Origin of the sequence: Flavobacterium sp. 90, assembly GCF_004339525.1 — a bacterium.
In the GTDB taxonomy this organism is placed as follows: domain Bacteria; phylum Bacteroidota; class Bacteroidia; order Flavobacteriales; family Flavobacteriaceae; genus Flavobacterium.
The window spans coordinates 2,117,644-2,140,613 of record NZ_SMGE01000001.1; the positions used below are offsets into that span (position 1 = coordinate 2,117,644).

Annotated in this window: 14 protein-coding genes; 2 read left to right on the forward strand and 12 right to left on the reverse strand. The window is 35.1% G+C overall.

Going from position 1 to position 22,970, the window contains the following annotated elements:
* Positions 1 to 84: 84 nt before the first annotated feature.
* The 9 genes from C8C83_RS08555 to C8C83_RS08595 all read right to left on the reverse strand — a co-directional run bounded on the left by C8C83_RS08555 (position 85) and on the right by C8C83_RS08595 (position 15,815).
* A complete protein-coding gene (locus C8C83_RS08555; protein WP_121327813.1) occupies positions 85 to 2,070 on the reverse strand; it encodes an alpha-L-arabinofuranosidase C-terminal domain-containing protein in 1,986 nt (661 codons plus the stop codon).
* Between the two features lie 475 nt (positions 2,071 to 2,545).
* The gene (locus C8C83_RS08560) at positions 2,546 to 4,528 is read right to left on the reverse strand and encodes a glycoside hydrolase family 127 protein (protein WP_233566035.1); all 1,983 of its coding nucleotides are present in this window, start codon (positions 4,526 to 4,528) and stop codon (positions 2,546 to 2,548) included.
* A 13-nt stretch (positions 4,529 to 4,541) separates the two neighbouring features.
* Complete coding sequence (locus tag C8C83_RS08565; RefSeq protein WP_121327815.1) at positions 4,542 to 5,522, reverse strand: arabinan endo-1,5-alpha-L-arabinosidase; 981 nt, start codon at positions 5,520 to 5,522, stop codon at positions 4,542 to 4,544.
* A gap of 158 nt (positions 5,523 to 5,680) precedes the next feature.
* Positions 5,681 to 6,625: a glycoside hydrolase family 43 protein gene (locus tag C8C83_RS08570; protein ID WP_121327817.1), complete on the reverse strand. Its 945-nt coding sequence runs from the start codon at positions 6,623 to 6,625 to the stop codon at positions 5,681 to 5,683.
* Positions 6,626 to 6,711: 86 nt separating this feature from the next.
* Positions 6,712 to 8,334, reverse strand: a complete 1,623-nt coding sequence (locus C8C83_RS08575; RefSeq protein ID WP_121327819.1) for an arabinan endo-1,5-alpha-L-arabinosidase — start codon at positions 8,332 to 8,334, stop codon at positions 6,712 to 6,714.
* 12 nt (positions 8,335 to 8,346) lie between these two features.
* Complete coding sequence (locus tag C8C83_RS08580; RefSeq protein WP_121327821.1) at positions 8,347 to 9,894, reverse strand: alpha-L-arabinofuranosidase C-terminal domain-containing protein; 1,548 nt, start codon at positions 9,892 to 9,894, stop codon at positions 8,347 to 8,349.
* 60 nt (positions 9,895 to 9,954) lie between these two features.
* Positions 9,955 to 10,965, reverse strand: a complete 1,011-nt coding sequence (locus C8C83_RS08585) for an arabinan endo-1,5-alpha-L-arabinosidase (RefSeq protein WP_121327823.1) — start codon at positions 10,963 to 10,965, stop codon at positions 9,955 to 9,957.
* A 200-nt stretch (positions 10,966 to 11,165) separates the two neighbouring features.
* Positions 11,166 to 12,728, reverse strand: coding sequence for a RagB/SusD family nutrient uptake outer membrane protein (locus C8C83_RS08590; RefSeq protein ID WP_121327825.1), 1,563 nt, complete (start codon positions 12,726 to 12,728; stop codon positions 11,166 to 11,168).
* Between the two features lie 30 nt (positions 12,729 to 12,758).
* Positions 12,759 to 15,815, reverse strand: coding sequence for a TonB-dependent receptor (locus C8C83_RS08595; RefSeq protein ID WP_121327827.1), 3,057 nt, complete (start codon positions 15,813 to 15,815; stop codon positions 12,759 to 12,761).
* 569 nt (positions 15,816 to 16,384) lie between these two features.
* On the opposite strand from C8C83_RS08595, the gene C8C83_RS08600 reads away from it, so the two are divergent.
* Entirely contained in the window at positions 16,385 to 17,074 is a 690-nt protein-coding gene (locus tag C8C83_RS08600) for an NUDIX domain-containing protein (protein ID WP_121327828.1), read from the forward strand.
* Between the two features lie 406 nt (positions 17,075 to 17,480).
* Here the strand turns inward: C8C83_RS08600 and fsa are convergent, their stop codons facing one another.
* The 3 genes from fsa to C8C83_RS08615 all read right to left on the reverse strand — a co-directional run bounded on the left by fsa (position 17,481) and on the right by C8C83_RS08615 (position 21,811).
* Positions 17,481 to 18,137, reverse strand: a complete 657-nt coding sequence (fsa, locus tag C8C83_RS08605) for a fructose-6-phosphate aldolase (protein WP_089350209.1) — start codon at positions 18,135 to 18,137, stop codon at positions 17,481 to 17,483.
* A 9-nt stretch (positions 18,138 to 18,146) separates the two neighbouring features.
* The gene (locus tag C8C83_RS08610; protein WP_121329996.1) at positions 18,147 to 20,201 is read right to left on the reverse strand and encodes a transketolase; all 2,055 of its coding nucleotides are present in this window, start codon (positions 20,199 to 20,201) and stop codon (positions 18,147 to 18,149) included.
* Positions 20,202 to 20,812: 611 nt separating this feature from the next.
* Positions 20,813 to 21,811 (reverse strand): GntR family transcriptional regulator, encoded by a 999-nt coding sequence (locus C8C83_RS08615; protein WP_121327831.1) that lies wholly within the window; start codon positions 21,809 to 21,811, stop codon positions 20,813 to 20,815.
* A gap of 102 nt (positions 21,812 to 21,913) precedes the next feature.
* Here C8C83_RS08615 and C8C83_RS08620 point away from each other — a divergent pair, with 102 nt between their 5' ends.
* The gene (locus C8C83_RS08620; protein ID WP_121327832.1) at positions 21,914 to 22,969 is read left to right on the forward strand and encodes an aldose epimerase family protein; all 1,056 of its coding nucleotides are present in this window, start codon (positions 21,914 to 21,916) and stop codon (positions 22,967 to 22,969) included.
* Position 22,970: the final 1 nt, after the last annotated feature.

Consider the following 22,970-nt stretch of genomic DNA (forward strand, 5'->3'; position numbering starts at 1 on the left):
GAATTTTTACAAATAATGCATCAAAACAAGAGTTTAAGAGCAAAACAAAAAATAAACGTTGGTTTTACATTTATTCTGTTGCGATTATTTCATCTTAATTTTCAAAACGGTAACAGAGTATGCCGGAAAATCATATTGAACCTTGCTTCCATTTACCTTAAATTCACTTTCTTTTGGACTAATTTTCGTTGGAGCATCAAAAGAATTTTCATCATTTATTCCGTCACCTTTTAAAGTGACTGCCGTTCCTTTTGAATCTAATTTTGCTCCTTTTACATCAATTGAAGCATTTTGAGCTGTTGCAGAAGCATTCACAATTTTAAGGATTACTTCTTTAGAATTCACATCTTTTACTGCCGATGCAAACAAATCATTTTGTCCTGTAACTGCTTTTCCGTCTTTTGTAATATTGATTAAATCTGTCCCTTTATTATTAGAGAATAATTTCTGAACATAATAATTTGGCGTTCCGTAAGATTGTAAATTATTGAACCAAATCATATCCGGCGTCCATTGCCAACCTTCTACGTGAGCCAATAAAGGTGCGTAAGAAGTCAAGTGAACAACCTCAGCATTTCGCTCCATTCCGGTCATAAAAGCAGCTTCAGAAAAAGCACATTCCCAGTTGTTTTTATTATCTGGACTTGCAATCGCTACACTTTGCGCTGCATATTCTCCTGCAAAAATCTTTGGCCCTTTACGGTCATAATTGTCGTAACGAGTTACATTTTTACGGAACCAAGCCGGATCTTTATAATAATGTTCGTCAACTATTTCAGCATTCAATTTTTTAAGTTCTTTCATGCCGTAATCAAAATAATCTCCATCAGGAAAAGGTCCAGTTCCGGAAACAATCGTGATGTTTGGATATTTCTCTTTTATCGCTTTTTGAAACACTTTGAAACGCTCGATATAATCTGGTCCCCATTGTTCATTTCCAACTCCAATATGTTTTAAATTAAATGGTTTTGGATGTCCCATATCAGCACGAACTTTCCCCCAAGCAGTAGTTTGATCGCCGTTTGCAAATTCAATTAAGTCTAAAGCATCTTGCACATAAGGATCCAATTGATCCATCGGAACTAATTGTCCTGTGTTGAATTGACAAGCCATTCCACAACTTAAAATTGGCAATGGAGAAGCTCCAATATCTTCAGAAAGTTGGAAATATTCGAAGAATCCTAATCCAAAACTCTGGAAATAATCTGGTGCCGGACGATGCGCAAATTCCATATTCCAACGGTTTACTGCCGTTTCTCTTTCTTCTACTTTTCCAACTGATTTTTTCCACTGATAACGCTCTGCCAAAGTTCTTCCTTCAACAATACAGCCTCCCGGAAAACGTAAAAATCCCGGTTTTAAATCGTATAATAATTGTACTAAATCAGCTCTCATTCCGTTTTTTCTCCCTTTCCAGGTATCTTCTGGAAACAAAGAAATATTATCCAAATCAATTACTCCCGTTCCTTCAAAAGTGATTTTTAATTTTGCTTTTGCTTCGGTCGCATTCGATGTTAACTGTGCGGTATAATTGCCCCAGTCTTTTGAAGTTGGAACAATCGAAGTTTCTCCTAAAACCTTATTGTCTTTATCAATAAACTGAATCTTAATCTTCGAAATGTTTCCGGATAATTTTGAAGCTTTTAAAGTCAAATTATATTTCAGATCTTTCTTGATTCCCATTCCTCTGAAACCTTCATTTATCAGTTCATAACCACTGGCATTATTAACCGTAACTCTGCAATAATTATGATTGGTTCCTTGTTTCGAATACTGAATTACATTTGCAATTCCTGATTGTTCATTCAATTTATGTCTATCACTATTTGGTTCTTGCCAGCCCATCATTGGAAACAGAAACTCAAACGATCTGTTTTTAATCATTTCGGCATACAAACCTCCATCGGCAGCAAAATTGATGTCTTCAAAAAACACTCCGTACATCGTTGGCTGAATTTTGGTAACCGTTTTTGCAACGTCAACCTGAAGATTATTTTTTTGTGCCGATGCATAAAAGCCATTCAGCAATAAACCACAAAGGGTAATTTTGGTAATTAAATTGGACTTCATTTTTTTATGTTTATGTTTTTATGGCTCGCGGATGATACTTATTCACTAAAGTGAAAACGCGGATAAAAACGGATTTTTATTTTTTGTTTCACGCAGATTTTTGCAGATCTGAGCAGATTTATTTTCTGATTTTTGACGTTTTAAACACATAGATACATAGATTTCTTAAAAAAGGCATTTCATTTGTTTAAATTCACATAGCTATGTGTGCAAATCCAGATTTGTTTTATTCTCTTTTTTATTCATTTAGAAATCTATGTTTTCTATGTGTTTAAATATTTCTCTCGCAGATTGAGCAGATCGAGCAGATTTTTTAATCTTTTTAATTCTTTATTCCGATTGCGTCTGACGGATTGAAATCCGTCTCTACAATATGAATCGTTCCTCCGGAACTTTTTTAAATCTTTTTTATCCTATCATCTGCGCCATTATCTTGATTCTTGCCTCTTTATTCTATTTTCTATAATCTATTCTCTTACTTCTCATAATCCAACCAAACTTTCATCTTCCCAACTCCGCGGTTTGACCAGCTATAATACGGAATCGCTTTGAATTTTGAATTTTCGATTACGTTTACGCCTTGCAATAAATTAGGTTCTTTTTTTACTTTGAAAGTATCTCCGGACGCTACATTTATTTTATCGAAATTGTTTTTGTTATCAACTTCTTCGACAGCATAAACGATTGGTCCATATTCCAGAGAAACTTTATTTTTGTTGGTTTCAACTTTTGCATTGGTTTCAACTTCCTGAACTTCCATTGGAAAATTAAGGTTGATTTTATCTCCTTTTTTCCAATTTCTGGTAATGGTGAAATATCCGTTTTCTGGCTGAATTGCCAATGTTTCTCCGTTCAGATTAATAGTTGCTTTTTGAGTTGAAGCTTTTTTATAAGAATATAAATCTCCCGGCAAAACTTCATTTCTTGCCCAACCCGGAACTCTAAGTTTAATTGTGAATTGGCTTTCTTTTTTCGGGTTAACCGAAATATTTACTTTTCCGTTCCAAGGATATCCGGTTTGTTGAGAAATCTGTAAATCGGTTTTTCCTAAAGTAAAAGCTGCGTTGTTTGAAGCGTACAAATTCACATACAGCACCTCTTTTGATTTCGAATAAATAAGTCCCGGAATCGAAGGCACAAATCGGATTAAGTTTGTTGGACAACAAGAACAATCAAACCAAGCCTGACGTGTACAAGATCCTCTGTTTGATTTGAAAACACCATCGGCTTCTAAAGCATTTGGATAGAAAAATTCTTTTCCGTCAAGCGAAATTCCCGAGATTAATCCGTTGTACATTGTTCTTTCGATCACATCAAAATATTGTGATTTTCCAGTCAAATTATGCAATCTGTGATTCCAATATACATCGCCAATTGCAGCACAAGTTTCGTTGTAAGCCGTTAAATTTGGTAATTCATAATTGTCACCGAAAGCTTCTCCGTCGTGTCTCGAACCAATTCCGCCAGTGATATACATTTTTTTGTTGACCATATTGCTCCACAAATTATTTACAGCATCCGTGTAACCTTTATCTTTGGTAATAGCGGCAATATCAGTCATTCCTGCATACATATAAACAGCTCTAACGGCGTGACCAACAGCTTCATTTTGCTGAATTACCGGAATATGATCTTGTGCATATTCGCCATATAATTTATGATTATTAGGATTTCCGCGATTGTCCAGAAAGTATTTTGCTAACTTTAAATAATCTTCTTTTCCGGTAATTTGATACAATTTAATCAAACCCGTTTCAATAATCTGATGACCCGGAACTCCTTTTACCTGACCTGGACCATCACCAAAAGTTTTCACAAACAAATCGGCATTTTTGATCGCAATTTCAAGAAAATTTGTTTTTCCTGTTGCTTCATAATGTACTACAGCAGCTTCAATTAAATGTCCTGCATTGTAACATTCGTGACTAATTTGCAGGGATTCCCAACGTTTTCCTTCAATTACAGGAACCCAAGGTGCTGGTGGTTTTGCAGGATTTATAGTTCTCCACGTTGTTAAATAACCATCTTTTTCCTGACCAATTTTTACAATGGCAATTAAGGAATCTAATACTTTTTCAAGTTTTGGATTTGGTGCAGAAATTAAAGTATTTGATGCGCCTTCGATTATCTTATAAACGTCAGTATCATCAAAAGGCATTTGTCCGCGAACTTCTCCTGTTTTTTGTTTTCCGGCGATTAAGAAATTCTCAAAACGTCCTTCTTCATTACATTTCTGAATGGCATATGCAATCGTCACTTCCTGTACTCTTTTGATAATAGGCAACCAAAAAGAATCGGTCAGTTTTACATTTTGAATGTTAACCGGTTCTATTTCGTAACCCGCTTTTAGAACAGAAGTTTTAGTCGATTGTACAGTATTGTTCTTCGTTTCTTTGCAGGAAACAAAAATCAAAAGTGACATGAAAATCGTTATGATATGGAAAGTATATTTTTTCATTATTTTGGATATTCTATTTTAAAACGGGCCACAAATCTGCATCCCAAAGCATTTCTCTAACTACTAATCTTGGAGTTCCGTTGGTTTTCTTTTCGTAAGCGTGATAGAAAATGTAATCTTTCCCATCAAATGTATAAGCGCTATTATGGCCCACGCCAAAGTAATTTTCATCGCCTTGAACTACAATGCTTCCGCCGCCTTCTGTCAATAATTTTCCGTCTTTATCAACATAAGGTCCGGTTACATTTTTAGATCTTCCAACAACCACTTTATAAGTGCTTTTTTCTCCGCGACAGCATAAATCCCAAGAAAGAAATTGGTAATAATATCCATTCTTTTTAAAAATAAAAGGAGCTTCAAGCGCGCCATCTCCAGGGTCTGAATCTGCTAATTCGAAGGTTCTTTTTCGCTTCGAAATCGTATGCCATTCTTGTGGCTGAGCAATTGATTTTAAATCGGGATTTAGTTTTACTAATTTCAATCCTTCCCAAAATGAACCAAAAGATAACCAAGGAGTATTATTTTCATCAAAGATTAAATTCGGATCGATAGCATTCCACATATCGCGGTTTGGTTGGGATTGAATGACAATTCCCTGATCGACCCATTTGTACTTTTTGTCTTTTGGATCTAAAGTTGTATTGGTCGCAACGCCAATCGCCGAAGTATTTTTGGCGAAAGCCGAAACCGAATAGTACAGATAATATACATTGTTATGCAACGAAATATCCGGCGCCCAAATGTGGTTTTTGAAATCTGCCGCAACGCCATCTGCCCAAACGGGTTTGTCTTTGAAAACCTGTGGTTCCGGATTCCAGTTTTTTAAATCTTTCGAACTAAAAACGCTGATTCCATTTCCGGTGCAATATAAATAATAAGTGTCTTTTTGTTTGATGACAACCGGATCGTGAACGACTATTTCCTGCGCAAATGAAACTGAACCAATCAAGAAGATTAATATAGAAAATGCCTGTTTTATGTTTTTATAAATCATATAAGTGATTTGTTTGTGAAATGTAAATTGTAAAATGTGACCTCAAACTTTTCTAAACCATATAAGTTTTTCAAAACTTAGTTTTAAATGAACTTATATAACTTATATGGTGAAAATTTGTTCTATTATTTTGAAAACTGAGACTGAAAACTAAAAAACTACTGAATTCCCTCAGATGTCATAATCACTCGTTTCATTGTTCCGTCTTTGTTATAATATAATTTGTCTACACAAACAGATCTTCTAAAACTTCCTCCGTTTGGTTGTGATGCTCCGTTATGATAAATAAAATACGATTGTCCCTTAAAATCTATTATCGATTGATGGTTTGTATTGCTGTTTCCTGCTAATTCATTCAGGATTCCTTTAAACTCCCAAGGTCCTTTAATCGATTTACTCATCGCGTAGGCAATTTTCTCCGGAAACTCATACGCATAGGATAAATAATACCATTCTTTGTGTTTATGAATCCAAGGCGCTTCGGTAAAATGTGGTAAATCTATATGATGAATTGGTCCGTCAAGTTCGATCATATTTTCTTTTAATTTGGCATAATGGCAAGAAGTATTTCCCCAAAACAAATAAGCTTGTCCATCGTTATCGATATAAACCGTTGGATCGATATCGTCCCAGCTTATGTCGGTAAATTTGGTCATGTCGTTTGTAATCAAGGCCTTTCCTAAAGCATCTTTAAAAGGTCCGGTTGGACTGTCCGAAACCGCAATTCCAATTGATTTTCCTTCTATAGATCCGTGATGAACGGTTACGTACCAATAGAATTTTCCGTTTCTTTCGATTACCTGAGAAGCCCACGCATCGCCTCTTGCCCATTTAAAATCGGTTACTTTTAAAGGTACAGAATGTGATTCCCATTTTTTCATATCTGATGAAGAATACACCACCCATTCATTCATTTTATAAAAATTAAAATCGTTTGGCGCTTCGTCATGACCGGCATATAAATACACTTTGTCTTTGTAAACCAATGCCGCAGGATCTCCTGTATATTGATCTTTTATTATTGGATTATTTGTCTTTATCGATTGGGAAGTTCCCGCAATCGATAAAAGCAAAACAAATAAACTTGTAAATAACTTTTTCATTTTTATTTTTTTTGCCACAGATTTCACAGATTAAATTGATTTCTTTTTTATAATCTTTTTAATCCCTATAATCTGTAGCATTATCTTTAATTAATTTTCTTGCCCCAAACTGGTAATCCTGTTCCTGTCAATCCTGAGTAAGTTAATGTTACTTTTCTTGTTCCTAATTCCCAATCCCAGGCATCTGATACATTACATTTTACGCCGTTTATGGTTAGGATTTTTTTAGTGCTGTCGTACGACCAAGTTCCATTTGCGTCGCCGCTTACTTTTTTGTCAGCAGTTAGATAAAGCGTTACTGATTTCTGAATGGTTTTGTATTGATAATTCATGGTTATTTGTTCCCAAGTTCCAACAAAACTTCCTTCGACAATTGTTGTTGCCGGTACAGCTGCATAACGTTCCGGATCGATAACCGGCCAGCCATCTTCTGTCCATTGAATGCCGCGAACGTGTCCCATCATAACTGCATTTGAAACTGCAATTCCCGGAACTCCTTCGGGTAAACGTGCTTGCGATGCATAATACCATTGCTTCGTATCCGGATTTTGGAAAACGGCACAATGCGATATTCCAACCCAACCTGTGTGATTTTTAAAAGAGTACGGATGTGTTACCATCGGGAAACATTCTGCTCCATTTGTAATGCTCATTCCGCTGATGGTTTGATACGGTCCTAAAATACTTTTTGAACGAGCAACACGTGTATTGTAAGCAACCGATAATTCATCATAAGCCAAGAACAAATAATAATATTGTGTGTCCGGATTATAGATAATTTCCGGTCCTTCGAGTGCTTGCCAACGGTTTGTATTTACGTTTCCGCGCCCAGCGATACGAACTCCATAATCATCAATTGTTTTTAGTTGATCTGGTTTTCCGGTTGTTGGATTCAGTTTTAAAGCTGCAATTCCGGAATGCCATGAACCGTAAATTAAATACTGATCGCCTTCGGGAGTTTGAATAAAACTTGGATCGATCGCATTAAATTTGAAATAAGCATCCCAATCATTTCCTCCGTTTCTAACGTAACTTTTTACGCCGTCTGGCTCAGAACAAACAACCATTCCTTTGTCAACCCAATTGTTTGAAGCCAAATCATTTGTTTCGGCTAAGCCAATAAAAGCGCGCTCTGACCAAGAAGTATTCGTGTCTGTTCCAACAATTGGATTTGTAACCACAATACTGTAATACATTCTATAAATGTTACCTACTTTTCGAACGCAAGGTGCCCAATATCCATAATTAGGATTCGTAATTGGCGGCAATGCAGGAGACATTCTGGCTCTTTTATTATTTAAGGAATCTTTTACCCAAGCCGGAGCTTCGGTCATTGATGGCCCCATAAATTCCCAATTGACTAAATCTTTTGATCTTCTGTAGAAAAAATGTCCGTGTCCTTCAGTTGAATTTCCATAAGAAGCATCGGTTTGATACATATAATAATATTCACCACTTTTTTCTACTGATGGATCGTGCACATTCGCTAAATTCCATTGTGCTCTACTTCCCCAACCTGATATTGAAGTATAATTATCCGCATATGTTGGTCCCGGAAAAGTTGGCGTAACCACTGGCGGTACAACAACTACTGGCGGAGTTGTAGTTTCTGTTGCAGGATCGTCTTTGGAACAACTTCCTGCAACAAAAACAAGTAAAATCAATCCAATATAGGAGATGATTTTTATAATTGAATTTGATTTTTTCATCTTTTTTATCTTTTATTTTCCTTCCAAAACAACTACTGAAAATGGAGGAATTGTAATTTCAAGTTTTCCCTTTTTGTTTTCGAAACCTTTAAAAACTGTTGGTACAATTTTGTTTGGAGTATCGAATGAATTGTAATCTTGTAATTTTGCCGATGTTAAAACTATTCCTGTGAAGTTTTTAACACCCAGATCTTTTACATCAATTTCGATTGTATTTTTATTTTTTGCATCAACATTTACTAACGAAATATGAACCAATCCGCTTTTGTCTTTTGATGCCGAAGCTGAAACTGCAGGAAGTGTTTCTCCATTAAATGTATACAATGGCGATTGGAAACTTACCGGTAATAATTTTGCATCCTGATGAACGCTGTACATTTTCATGACTTGATACGTTGGCGTTGTAATCATTTTTGCTTTGTCTGTTAGAATTACGGCTTGCAAAACATTTACACATTGTGCAAGATTTGCCATACGAACTCTATCAGCATGATTATTGAAAATATTAAGTGTTGCTCCAGCCAAAACTGCATCTCTCATTGTGTTTTGTTGATATAAAAATCCAGGATTTGTTCCTTGCTCCACTTCATACCAAGCGCCCCATTCGTCTACAATCATGGCTACTTTTTTCTCCGGATCGTATTTGTCCATTATAGCAGAATGTTTCGTTACCAATTCTTCCATTTTTAGCGCCGATTGCATAGTATGAAAATATCCGTCTTCGGTAAAGTTTACTCCGTCACCTTTTTTGGCCCAATCAATTACAGCATAATGATGCACTCCAACTCCGCCTAACATATTGATCGGAATGTTTTTCATTAGAACTTCTGTCCAATTATAATCGGCGCTGTTTGATCCTGAAGCGATGCGAGTAATTCCGCCTGTATTTTCCCAATCTGACATGAAGGTTGCATATTTGCGGTATTCATTTGCATAATATTCTGCTGTCATATTTCCTCCGCAACCCCAAGCTTCATTTCCAATTCCCCAGAATTTAACTTTCCAAGGTTCTATTCTTCCGTTTTTTTTACGCAAATCACTCATCGGACTTTTACCGCTGAAATTTGTATACTGAACCCAATCAGCCAATTCCTGAACGGTTCCACTTCCAACATTTCCTGATAAATATGGTTCTGCTCCAAGAAGTTCGCACATATTCAAGAAATCATGAGTTCCAAAACTGTTATCTTCTGTTACTCCTCCCCACCATTTGTTTACAATTGTAGGTCTTTCTTGTTGTGGACCAATTCCGTCTTTCCAGTGATAAGTATCGGCAAAACATCCGCCAGGCCATCTTAGATTCGGAATTTTTAATTCTTTTAAAGCTTTAACAATATCATTTCTAACTCCTTTTGTATTCGGAATTTTCGATGTATCTCCCACAAAAAAACCTCCATAAATAGAACGTCCTAAATGTTCTGCAAAATGTCCATAAATGTTTTTATTAATCGTTGGTGCATCTGCATTGTTTTTTATAGTTACTACGGTAACTCCGCCTTGAGCGAAACTAACCTGATTACAAATGGTTATAAGAAATGTAATTAAAAGTGCTTTTTTCATAATGTGTTTTATAAGTAATAAAGAGGAAAGCTTTGTGTAACTTTCCTCTGAATAGTATTTTTAATAAGAAAGTGTAGGCCATCCTGACGCCCATGTAAAATATACAATTTCTAGTTTTGGATTTCCATTATCTGCGCCATCATAATAATGAACAGATCCTTTTTGAGTTCCTGTGATTCTGGATAAATGTCCAGGTCCAATATAATTTCCTTGTGCGGCTAAAACAGTTGTTCCGCCACCGTTTGTTAATGCTGTTCCGTTTTTGTCGACAAATGGTCCAAACGGACTTGTTGAACGGCCCACTACAATATAATAAGTGCTGTTTACACCATTGCAGCAAGTGCCTCTGTTGACGAACATATAATAATAACTTCCTTCTTTGATTAAACAAGGAGCTTCCCAACTTGCACTGTTTCCACCGGCAACGATTGTTCTGCTTCCTGTTGTTTTTCCTGTTGAAGGATTTATTTGGATTACTCCGATTCCTGCATGCCAGGAACCATAAGCCATATAAACATTACTACCATCTACCAAAATTGAAGGATCGATTGCATTTACATCCGAAGAGGAAGACGAAGAAACTACAACGCCTCTGTCTGTCCAGTTTGTTCCTGCACTTTGCGAAATTGAAGGTGCAGTTACTAAACCAATCGCAGATGTTGCAGAACCAAAAGTGGAACAAGAATAATACATATTCCAACGGTTATTGAACCACGCTACATCTGGCGCCCAAAATGTTTTTACAAATCCCGGAACATATCCTGTAATCCAACTTGGCGTTGAACTAAATACTGATGTTCCCCATGCCCAGGTCGTTAAATTTGTAGAATAGGTCATTGGAATATTATCGCCTGTTGTAAAAACGTAATAATTGACTCCGCTTTTTACAATCGTACTTGGATCGTGCGAAGGAACGGTTCCTGTAACTGTTTTTGCTGTTGAATTTTTTATTTGAGAATTTTGAGTTTCTGCAACCGCAGCCGCACTCTCTGATGAAGGATTTATGACATCTTCATTTTGACAACTTACTAATAATACTGCTAATAAAACCAAACTTATAATTGTTTTCATTTGTTCTAATTTTTAGTGATGTGTTAATATTATCTCATTGTAATCTCATGCTGTTTTTTAAGATAATATCATGTGAAGATTTTAAAGCCTCCACATGATATTAAATAACTAATTCAAATATATTTTTAGTTTTCAGTCTCGGTCTCAGTTTTCAGTTTACTGTCACAGTCTGCACTGAAACTGAAAACTGAGACTAAAACTTAATAACTGTCGTTCTGTTTTGTTCCAGGATTGTTATCCATTTCTAATTGCGGAATTGGGTAATATTCTCTTCCTGCTGTATAAGAATTAAACTCTGCATCTCTTGCTTTTAGCCAAGCTAATTTTGCAGTATTTTCTAACCATCCCCAACGACGAATATCATCAAAACGGTGTCCTTCTAGTGGAAATTCTAAGAATCTTTCGTGACCAATTTGCTCTCTCATTTGATCCTGAGTCATATTTGGTTTTGCTGTTGATAACTCTGGCAAACCAACTCTGTTTCTTACCATTTGAATATATCCGTAAGCTCCCGGAGTATCTCCTGTTTCATTTAACGTTTCTGCATACATTAAAAGAATATCTGCATATCTCAACAAACGCTCGTTGATTCCGGAACGCCAGTCGTATTCGTTTGCAAATTCACCATCTGAATTTTGATATTTTCTACAGAATATATCGTTTAAATCTCCCGGACTTTTAGCATAGAAAGTAGCAAAATCTTGTCCGTATAATTTCATTCCGCCTGGTTTATTATAAAATATTGTTGCGTCTAAACGAGGATCAAGTTCTCCTGTTTTCGTTTTCTCGTCATGAAATTCGTTAAACAATGCCCATGAAGGCTGAACGTCTGTCCATCCAAAAGCTCTTGGCGCATAAGTTATGGCTCTTGCCGAAGTTTTTCCCCAACCTGATGCCGGAGCTCCTCCCCAACCTAAATCAACTCCACCTGCATCTCTGCTAAATTGTACTTCAAAAAGAGATTCTGAATTGTTTTCATTGGCTGTTGTAAAGTTGTCACGATAGTTTGAAACTAAAGAGTAAACTCCCAAATCGATAACTTGTTTGAATGTTGTTTTTGCATTTGTAAAATCCTTTATAAACAAATACGTTTTTCCTAAATATCCTAATGCTGCACCTTTAGTAGCGCGTCCTTTTTGACCAGCATCAAGTCCTGAAACTCCACTGTATGAAGTTGGCAATAATTCAGCTGCAGCTTTAAAATCTGCAATTACTTGTGCCCAACCTTCTGCTTGTGTTTTTTGCGGATAATAAACGGCTAATTCTGTTGGTAACGGAACATTTTTGAACATGTTTACAGCATGAAAAAGATACAATCCTCTTAAAAAATAAGCTTGTCCTAATATTCTGTTTTTAAGCGCCTGGTCTGCAAATTGAATTCCCGGTACATTTGTTAAAACCTGATTAGCGCGGTAAATCCCTTGGTAATATGTTTCATAAGCCCAACCGTAAATTGAAGCATCGGCTACGTTTGAGTTAAAATGTCCTGCATTGTACATCGATCCCCAAGGGCTGTTTGTACGTGCATCATCAGATCTTGCGTCTAGTAATAATGGTGTACTTCTCATGTAGGTTCCATCTGTCAATAAACTTCCGTAAGCGGCATTTACTCCTTGGATTGCATCCTCATCTGTTTTCCAAAACGAATCGACTGCATTATTATTTGGGTCTAGTTGGGTCAAATCTTCATTATCAACGCAGCTTGTTGTTAAAACAGCCAGTGAAAAGAAAACTGCTATATAGTTATATATTTTATATTTCATTTTAATACATTTTTAATTGGTTAAACCGGTTTAGAAATTTACTTCTACTCCTAGAGAAATTGTTCTTGGATTAGGGAAAGATCCCGCATCGTATCCTCTTGAAATTAATCCGTCACTATTAAAATCAGGGTCATATCCGCTGTATTTTGTAATAGTCCACAAGTTTTGTCCATTAAGATATACTCTTGCTTTTTGGATAAATTTATCCTTCATCGGAATATTGAAACCCAATTCCATTGTTTGCAATCTCATGTAATCACCGCTTTCAATGAATCTGTTAGAATCTCTTCCGTTTCCGTTAGGATCACCAATTACCGGAGCCGGAACATTTGTATTTGTATTTGTTGGAGTCCAATAGTTCAACTCATCTGTACTGTGATTTCCGTATTGTCCTGCCATTAAATTACGGTACATTGCGTTGAAAACTTTATTTCCGCCGCTACCTTGCCAGAACATTGAGAAGTCAAAATTCTCATAAGAAGCACTGAAATTCAACCCAAAACCATATTTAGGAATAGATACTCCCTGAAAAGTTCTGTCTGCATCAGTAATGATTCCGTCACCGTTTACATCTCTAAATTTCACGTCTCCAGGCGCTGCACCAGTTTGTTTTGGCGAAGCTGCAACCTCAGCCGCGTTTTGAAAAATTCCAATCGCTTCCCAAGCAAAAAGTTCTCCTGCTGATCTGCCAACTTCTGTTTTTGAAACTGCTCCGTAAATAGGATTTCCGTTAACACCAATTTTGGTAATTTTATTTCTCAAAGTTCCTACGTTACCAGAAATATCATACTTGAATTTATTATGGTGATTGCTGTATGAAGCTGTAAACTCAAATCCATGATTTTCCATATCTCCTGCATTTGTCGTGATATTTGCCGGAAATGCTCCTGTAGAAAATGGCAATGGAACTCCCAATAATAAATCAGTTGATTTTTTTATAAAATATTCTCCTGTAAATTGTAAGTCATTGTTAAAAAATCCTAATTCAAGTGCAATGTTTTTACTGGTTGTTTTTTCCCATTTTACATTAGGATCAAGCGCAGCAACAACAGTTGTTCCAGGAGCAAGCGCATTATTAAAATCATAACCTGCAAAACTGTTTACTGTTGAAGCAAAGAAATATTGCGGAATTGTATTGTTACCCAATGTTCCGTAACCTCCTCTAAGTTTGATATTACTTACCCAACTTGGTAAATGCAAGAACTTTTCGTTGCTAATTTTCCAACCTCCTGAGAAAGAGTAGAAGTTTGCAGAATTATTTTTTTCGCTGAAAAGCGATGTTCTGTCTTGTCTGAAGTTTGCCTGTAACAAATATCTGTCATCAAAAGAATAATTTAATCTTGTAATGTATGATACTCCTGTAATAGTAAATTTATATTCACTTGCATTTCTGGCATCAGCATATTGAAGCATTGGAATTTCTCCCGGAGTATAACCTACACCTCTTTGAGTATAACTATGATTATCTCTTTTTTCCTGAATCCATCCTGCAAGAGCGTCGATTTTGTGTTTTCCAAGAGTGATTTCGTAAGTCAATAAATTATTCAGGAACGTTCTTAACTCATTTCCGGTAGTTACATCTAGAGATGCTTCGTCATTTGTAGTAATATAATACCAGCCTAAATCACTTGGCGGAATGAATTTTCTATTTTCCCAGTCTGTTCTGTCATAACTCACATCCAACTTATATTTAAGACCTTTTACAATCTCAAATTCTCCCCAAACGTCTCCAATAAAACGGTTTCTTTTTCCGTTGTTAGTAATCAAATTGTTGTACCCAATTGGGTTCATCGAGATCGCTCTTTGAGTCAAATTATCTGTACCTCCGTAACCTCCAAGTCTATTCGCATCATAAACTGGCATGGTTGGTACCGCGTTTAAAATGTCGCTAATTACAGTTTGTCCTGCATTATATTCGTTAAAAATCTCTTTATCAGATTGTGTATAAGCGATTTTTGCGCCGTATTTGAATTTTCCTTTTTTACCATTCAAATTCAAATTTGTTGATAATCTCTCATAATCCTGTGGTGTTTTTACATAACTCGTATTCTTGAAATAATCAATATTAAAGCTGTAAGCAATACTTTCTGCACCACCAGTAAATGTCAATGTCTGATTTTGTATAACACCTGTTTGAAGCGCTTCTTTTTGCCAGTCTGTGTTTACATTTGTAATATAAGAAGGACTTGTAGGATCATTTCCAGGAGCAATACTTACCGGAACTCCAGCTCTGATGTCTCTGTTTCTTTCTGCTTCGCTCGTAATTTGCTGATATCCTAAACGGTCTGTTACATCCCATTTTTTAGTTACATTCTGAAGTCCAACGATAGATTTGAATTTAACTTCAGATTTACCTGCTTTTCCTTTTTTAGTCGTAATAATTACAACTCCATTTGCTCCACGAACACCATAAATAGCTGCCGAAGATGCATCTTTTAAAACCTGCATAGATTCAATTTCTCCCGGTGCAAAATCATAAGGAGCATCAACCATAATACCGTCAATAACAAAAAGAGGATTGTTATTACTGAAAGAAGTTATACCTCTAATCTTGATATTTACAAATCCTCCCGGTTCTCCAGATGATTGAACCGTAACTCCCGGAACCTGCCCCTGAAGCATTTTTGCAGCATCGTAAGTAACCGTTTTTTTAGCCGATTCCAGATTTACAACACTTACAGATCCTGTTAAGTCTGATTTCTTTTGTGTTCCGTAACCAATAACTACTACTTCGTTCAGTTTATTAGTGTCTTCACTTAATACTGCATCTACTTTAGATTGATTGTTTACTGCTAATTCTTTATTTTGAAATCCTATAAATGAAAAGATTAAGACATCATTTGCAGATGCTTTAATCGAATACTCTCCATCAAAACCAGTTACTGCAACTGTTTTTGTTCCCTTGATCATAATATTAACTCCCGGCAAAGGCAATTTGTCTGACGCCGAGGTAACAACTCCGCTAATCACTTTGCCTTGAGCCGACATTTGATTAACGGAAAATAATAGCATTACTAATGCTAAAAGCCATTCTTTTTTTGGCAATAAAAAATTGCAATAAAAAAATAATCGTTGGTTTGTTATCATACTGGTTTGTTTAAGTTGGTTAGTGTATAATTATAAGTGTTAATTTTACATTTGTAAATTTAACTAAAAAAAAACCTCAAAAACAAATTAATATGGCAAAAAAAAGGAGGAAAAAAAACGCATACCATAAATTAAGTGTGAAAACAACATTTAAAAAATAATATAATTTTCAAAAAAATAGTCTTTTTTGAATGTAATTTGTGTAAAAATTACACTTTTAGCTAAAAAGCAACTTTTTAATCAAAATTTACAGCTTTAGAAAAAAAATCAAAAAACTTAAAAATGAAGCCTTTAATGACTTTTTTATTACCAAAAAAAGAATAGTCTTGTAAAAAAAATCCTGTTTACTTCGTTAATTTTTGGTACTGATTTAGCCTTTTATTATAAAAAACGTCTTAATTTCGTCGCGAAAACGTTTGAAAAGAGAAAATTTATGATTTTTTAACGCATCAATAAATGACTTTCTTTAACATTAAGTTATCTCTTTATTATTTTAAGTGTATAATATACATTAATAAAATTATGAAACGAATTAGGAAGTTTATATATTTACCAATAAAAACAAACATATGCTAAACAGTTATAGCTCTGCAGACAAGGCTTTATTAGCAGTAGATTGCATCATCTTCGGATTCGATAATGAAGGTTTAAAAATACTTTTAATCAAAAGAGATTTCGAACCCGAAAAAGGAAAATGGTCCTTAATTGGTGGTTTCTTAAAACGTGATGAAGTATTAGACAATGCTGCTATCAGGATTTTGAATACATATACAGGTTTGAACGATATTTATATGGAGCAGTTATATGCTTACAGTGAAATTGATCGTGATCCTGTCGAAAGAACCATTTCGGTTTCTTATTATGCATTAATTAATATCGAAAATCATAATACCGAATTAATAAAAAATTACCACGCACAATGGTTTAGTATTTCCGATGCGCCAAACTTAATTTTTGACCATAACGAAATGGTAGATCACGCCATTCGAAGATTGCGTTACAGAACTTCAATAAAACCTATTGGGTTTGAATTGTTGCCGGAGAAATTCACAATGCGTCAATTACTTGAATTGTATGAAGCAATTTTAAGCAAGGAATTAGACAAAAGAAACTTTATCAGCAAAATTAATTCTTTAGAAATCCTGAATAAACTAGACGAAAAAGACATGCAGTCCTCCCGAAAAGGATCTTATTTGTATACATTCAATAAAGAGAAATACGAAGAAAAATTATTGAATGATTTTGTATTGAATTTGTAAAGTTTAGCCCGCGGATTTGACGGATTAAATCGATTGTCACAGATTTTCTTTAATTGGAAAATGCTATAATTTCTCTCGCAGATTTAGCAGATTGTGCGGATTTTTTTTATTCTAAATATCTGCTCAAATCAGGAAATTCTACTGAAAAAACTTTTTTAATAAAAAAACAAAACCCTGAAAGCCACAAACTCTCAGGGTTTTTTCTTCAATAAAACTACAATTAAAAACTAATAAACTATTATTGTTTAAGATTATTTGCCCGCAGATTTTGCAGATTCAGCAGATCTTTTTTAAATTTTTAAATCGGCGTAATCTGCAAAATCTGCGAGAGAAAAAACATCCCAACGTAAACAATAAAAAATCCGCATTAACCCGCTTAACCCGCCAAATCCGTGGGCCAAAAAAACTAGCTATTTCCTTTTTGGTAATCTGCCAGAAAAGTTGCCAGACCAATATCCGTTAAAGGATGTTTTAATAAACCTTCGATTGCACTTAATGGACCAGTAATGACATCTGAACCCGTTTTTGCGCAATTAATAATATGCATTACATTACGAACTGAAGCTGCCAGAATTTGAGTTTCAAAACCATAATTGTCATAAATCAATCTGATGTCTTCGATTAAAACCATTCCGTCAGTCGAAACATCATCCAGACGACCAATAAATGGCGATACATAAGTTGCTCCGGCTTTTGCCGCCAATAAAGCCTGACCTGCAGAAAACACCAAAGTACAATTGGTTCTGATTCCTTTATTTGAAAAATATCTAATTGCTTTTACACCATCTTTTATCATCGGGATTTTCACCACAATCTGCGGATGTAAAGCTGCAAGTTTTTCACCTTCGGCAACCATTCCTTCAAAATCTGTTGAGATAACTTCGGCACTAACGTCGCCGTCTACCAATTCGCAAATTTTTATATAATGATCTAATATATTTTGTGCGCCTGTAATTCCTTCTTTTGCCATCAATGACGGGTTTGTGGTTACACCATCTAAAACGCCTAAATCATTGGCTTCTTTAATATCTTTTAAGTTTGCTGTATCTATAAAAAATTTCATGTCTTTCTATTATTTTGATATATTATAATTTTTTTCTTTTAAATATTTAAGGATTTCTTCTGAAGCATTTTTACTCGTAAATCCAAATTTTTGATCTAAAACCGAAGCTGGAGCCGAATATCCAAAATGATCCAATCCGAATACTTGTCCTTTACTTCCAACCAGATTTTCAAGATTAACAGGAAGTCCCGCTGTAAGTCCAAAAACTAAAGCATTATTAGGAATAACACTTTCCTGATATTCCCCAGATTGTGATCTAAAAAGTCCTTCTGAAATAATCGAAGCAACATTTATTTTAATTTTAATCGTTTCCTCGAGTTCTTTTGCAGCTTCGATAAGTGTTGCAACTTCAGATCCGTTTGCAATTAAAGTGATATCAGGATTTTGAGTTTCTTTTACCAAATAACCACCTTTTTTAGCCTGCGTTGCTTCTTCAAATCTTGATTTTCCATTCGTTGGAAGATCCTTAATATCTTGTCTCGAAAGAATTAATCCTGTTGGCGTTTTTTTGTTTTCTAATGCCATTTGCCATGCCACAGAAGTTTCAACAGCATCAGCAGGACGAAGCGCTAATAAACTTTGATCACCTGAATGATTTTTGATTTTTTCCAGTAATCTTATCTGTGCTTCTTGTTCGATTGGCTGGTGCGTTGGACCATCTTCGCCTACGCGAAAAGAATCGTGCGTCCAAACATATTTTACGGCTAATTCCTGAATTGCCGCCAAACGAATTGCTGGTTTCATATAATCTGAAAACACAAAAAATGTAGCAACAACCGGAATAACTCCGCCATGAAGCGCGATTCCGTTAGCGATTGCAGCCATTGTTAACTCGGCAACACCAGCTTGCAGAAATCCACCGCTGAAATTATTCTTTTGCAAAACCGATGATTTTTTCAGGAAACCGTCTGTTTTATCGCTATTCGATAAATCGGCAGAAGACACAATCATGTTCTCTACATTTTCTGCCAAATATCCTAAAACTGCCGCCGAAGCATCACGTGTTGCAGCATTTGCTTTTTGAACAACAGCACTAAAATCTAAAGCTGGCAAATCACCATTAAAGAACTGTTTTATTTTCTCAGCCGATTTTGGATTTTGATTTTCCCAAGCCAAAATTTGCGCTTTTCTCTCTGACGCTTCTTCTGTTTTTTGTGCTAAAATGGTTTTATAATGAGCCGCAACATCTTCATAAACTGCAAATGAATCTTTTGGATTCGCACCTAAATTCAATAACGTTTTTTCAAAATCTGCTTTTGTCGCTCCAATTGGTTTTCCGTGTAACTCGCATTGTCCTTCGTACATTGTTCCATCTGCGGTCACACAACCTTTTCCCATAATTGTTCTTCCAATAATTAGAGTTGGTCGCTCTAATTCGGCGTGTGCTGCGTTTAATGCTGAACGAATATGTGCGTGATTATGACCATCAATTGTGATCACTTTCCAGCCCCAGGATTCGTATTTCATCGCTGTATTTTCGGTCGTAACCTCATCTGTCATTGACGAAAGCTGAACATCATTAGAATCATAAAACATGATAAAATTGTTCAATCCTAAATGTCCTGCGATACGTCCCGCTCCTTGCGAAATCTCTTCCTGAACTCCTCCGTCAGTTATAAAACCGTAAATTTTATGATCGAATAAATTCTCAAATCTTGCCGATAAAAACTTTGCCGCAATTGCAGCTCCAACTCCCATTGCATGTCCTTGACCTAATGGTCCAGAAGTATTTTCGATACCTCTTTTGACATCAATTTCAGGATGTCCCGGCGTTACAGAACCCCATTGTCTGAAATTTTCTAAATCTGATTTTCCGTAATTTCCCAACAAATGATATTGAGCATACATTAAAGCCGAAAGATGTCCGGCATCCATAAAAAATCGATCTCTAAAGATCCAATGCATGTCTGTTGGATCGAATTTTAAATATTCAGAATATAAAATGTGCATGAAATCTGCGCCGCCCATTGATCCTCCCGGATGACCGGAATTTGCTTTTTCGACCATCGAAATGGCTAAAGCGCGTATATTATCTACGGCTGATTGGTCAATTTTGTAGTTCATTTCTAAGTAATCTTTTGGTTGGTTTAATAGCGTAATTTTATTTGTTTGTACCTGAATTTCATATAGAAACAATTATAAAAATTCAAAACAGAATCAAAACAAATAATAAGTGTAAAATTTACATTTACAAATGTATGTAAAATAATTCCACAAAAACAAAAAAAAGTTTTCGTTACCGTAATTTGAGAATAAAGCAAGCAGATGAAGTCCCTACGGGACATTTTTTCTGGGGCGTGGCAATCTAATTTCTACCAATATTTAACTCCTAACGGAGTATAATATATCGCGAAAATTAAATACTTGGTAAATTTCTACCAACATTTAACCCCTAGCGGAGTATAATAATATCGCAAAAATTAAAAACTTGGTAAATATCTACCAACATTTAACTCCTAACGGAGTATAATAATATCGCGAAAATTAAATACTGGGCAAATTTCTACCAACATTTAACTCCTAACGGAGTATTTCTTTTAGGGATTAAATAAGATCGAAATAATTATTTGATTAATTTTTCGAAAAGAAATATATCTCGGAGAGATTAAATGTCGGTAGAAATACAAATATTGAACAGATTACAAATGTCCTGTAGGGACTAAACATCTTATCTTTTACAAAGAATTTCGAACAATCAAAGAAAACTTATTCTCGATTTGGTCTTTATTCCCTTTAAGAACCATTTCGGCTAGAATTTTTCCCATTGTTTCAAAATGCGTAGAAATTGTTGTGATTCCGTTTGCAACGATCTTTTTTAAAGGCGTTTCATTATAAGATATAATTCCAAAATCAATTCCGAGTTTTAAATGTTGATCTCTGGCGCTTTCGATTACGCGAACCAAATCTCTGTCATTCGGGATAATATAAAGATCACCCAACGTAATTTCTCTGTCTGTAAATTCGGTTATAATTTCATATTCAAAATTATATTCCGTGCAAAAATGTTCAAATCCTAACTTCATTCCAAGAGGTTCTCTAAAACCAGGAAAGATCAAAATTAGCTTTTCGTATTTGTTCAATTTCACTTTTCCTTTGTACAAACCTTCAAAAATATCTTTCTGGTGATTTTGATAAATAGCGGGATATAATTTTAAATCCGGATTGGTCTGATCGAGAATAATTACCTCATTTACTGGTAGGGTTTTTAAAATCTCAGCCACACCAGTTAAATTAGTCGGCATTATAATGTATTTGGTATAATTCCCGTTACTATCATTTATCAGTTTTTGAAATACCTGAACATTAAAATGGTGGAAAAAAATATCTACTTGTACATTCTTTCCAATGTTTTTTAAAAATGAATTATAAATATCTTCCTTGAAAATATTTAACTCATCAAAAAGTAAAAAAATCTTCTGTTTTATGGTGATTTCAACGCTCTTAACGTAATATCCTTTGCCCGGAATGGCATAAATAATTCCGCGTTTTTTGAGTTCGTCATAGCCTAATAAAACGGTATCGCGCGACAATGAAAAAGCCAGACAGACTTTATTTACGGACGGAAGCCGATCGCCTTTGACTAATTTTTCTTCTTCGATTGCCTTTTCTATTGAGAGAATTATCTGCTTATATTTTGGCAATCCAATGTTATTCTGAATAGAAATTATATTCATAAAAAAATAGATTTTGGCGCAATATACAAAAAACTGGTAGGTACTGGTATGTAAACGAAAATAATGTTTCTATTTTTGGATTTCATTTTTGGCAAAAATAGCATGGAAATAAAACATATATCGCATTTTCAACAGAAAAGTATTTCTAATTCATTTGGTTTATCTTCTGATAACGAAGAAATTCTCGCTTTTGAATTATCGAACAAAAACGGAATGAAAGTTCAAATTACAAATTTTGGAGCGACGGTTACTTCTCTACAAATTCCTGTTGCTGACGGAAAACTGGTAGATGTTGTTGTTGGATTTGATTCGGCAGCTTCTTATTTAGCTTCTTATAATTTGCCAAGTGCGCCTTATTTAGGAACAACAGTTGGACGTTATGCAGGAAGAATTAATAAAGGTATTTTCTCTTTAAATGGTAAAACTTTTCAGTTAAATACCAATAATAATGGTAATGCGTTACATGGCGGAAATGCTGGTTTTGGACAAAAAATATGGAACGTTACTGATATTACTTCTAATGAAAATCCGTCGATAACATTCAGTCTTTTGAGTCCTCATTTAGACGAAAATTATCCGGGAGAATTACAGGTAGATTTAACGTATACATTAACCGAAAAGAATGAATTGCAACTGGATTATAAAGCAACTTCGACTGAAGATACAGTGATTAATTTAACGCATCATAGTTATTTTAATCTTGATGGACACGATGGTTCTGTATTGAATCAGGAAATGTTTATCAACTCAGAGAAGATCTTAGAAACGAATGAAGAGAATATTCCAACCGGAAATTTTACAGCGCTTTCTAATCATGATTTTGATTTTAGAACGGCAAAAAAATGCCCGGCTTCTATCGACAATTCTTTTGTAATTGAACCTACGAATGATGTTGTTGCAAAATTATTCAGCACAAAAAATAATTTACAAATGAGTGTTTACACAGATCAGCCAAGTGTACATATATATGTTGGCGGAAATTGTTTTGATACTCTTAAAGGAAAAGAAAATGTAACTTATCATCCGTCAAGCGGAATTTGTTTTGAAACACAGAATTTTCCGGATGCACCAAATCATGCTCATTTTCCGAATTCGGTTTTGAAAAAAGGAGCTGAATATCGCCAAAAAACAGTTTACAAATTTGAGAATATAAATTAGT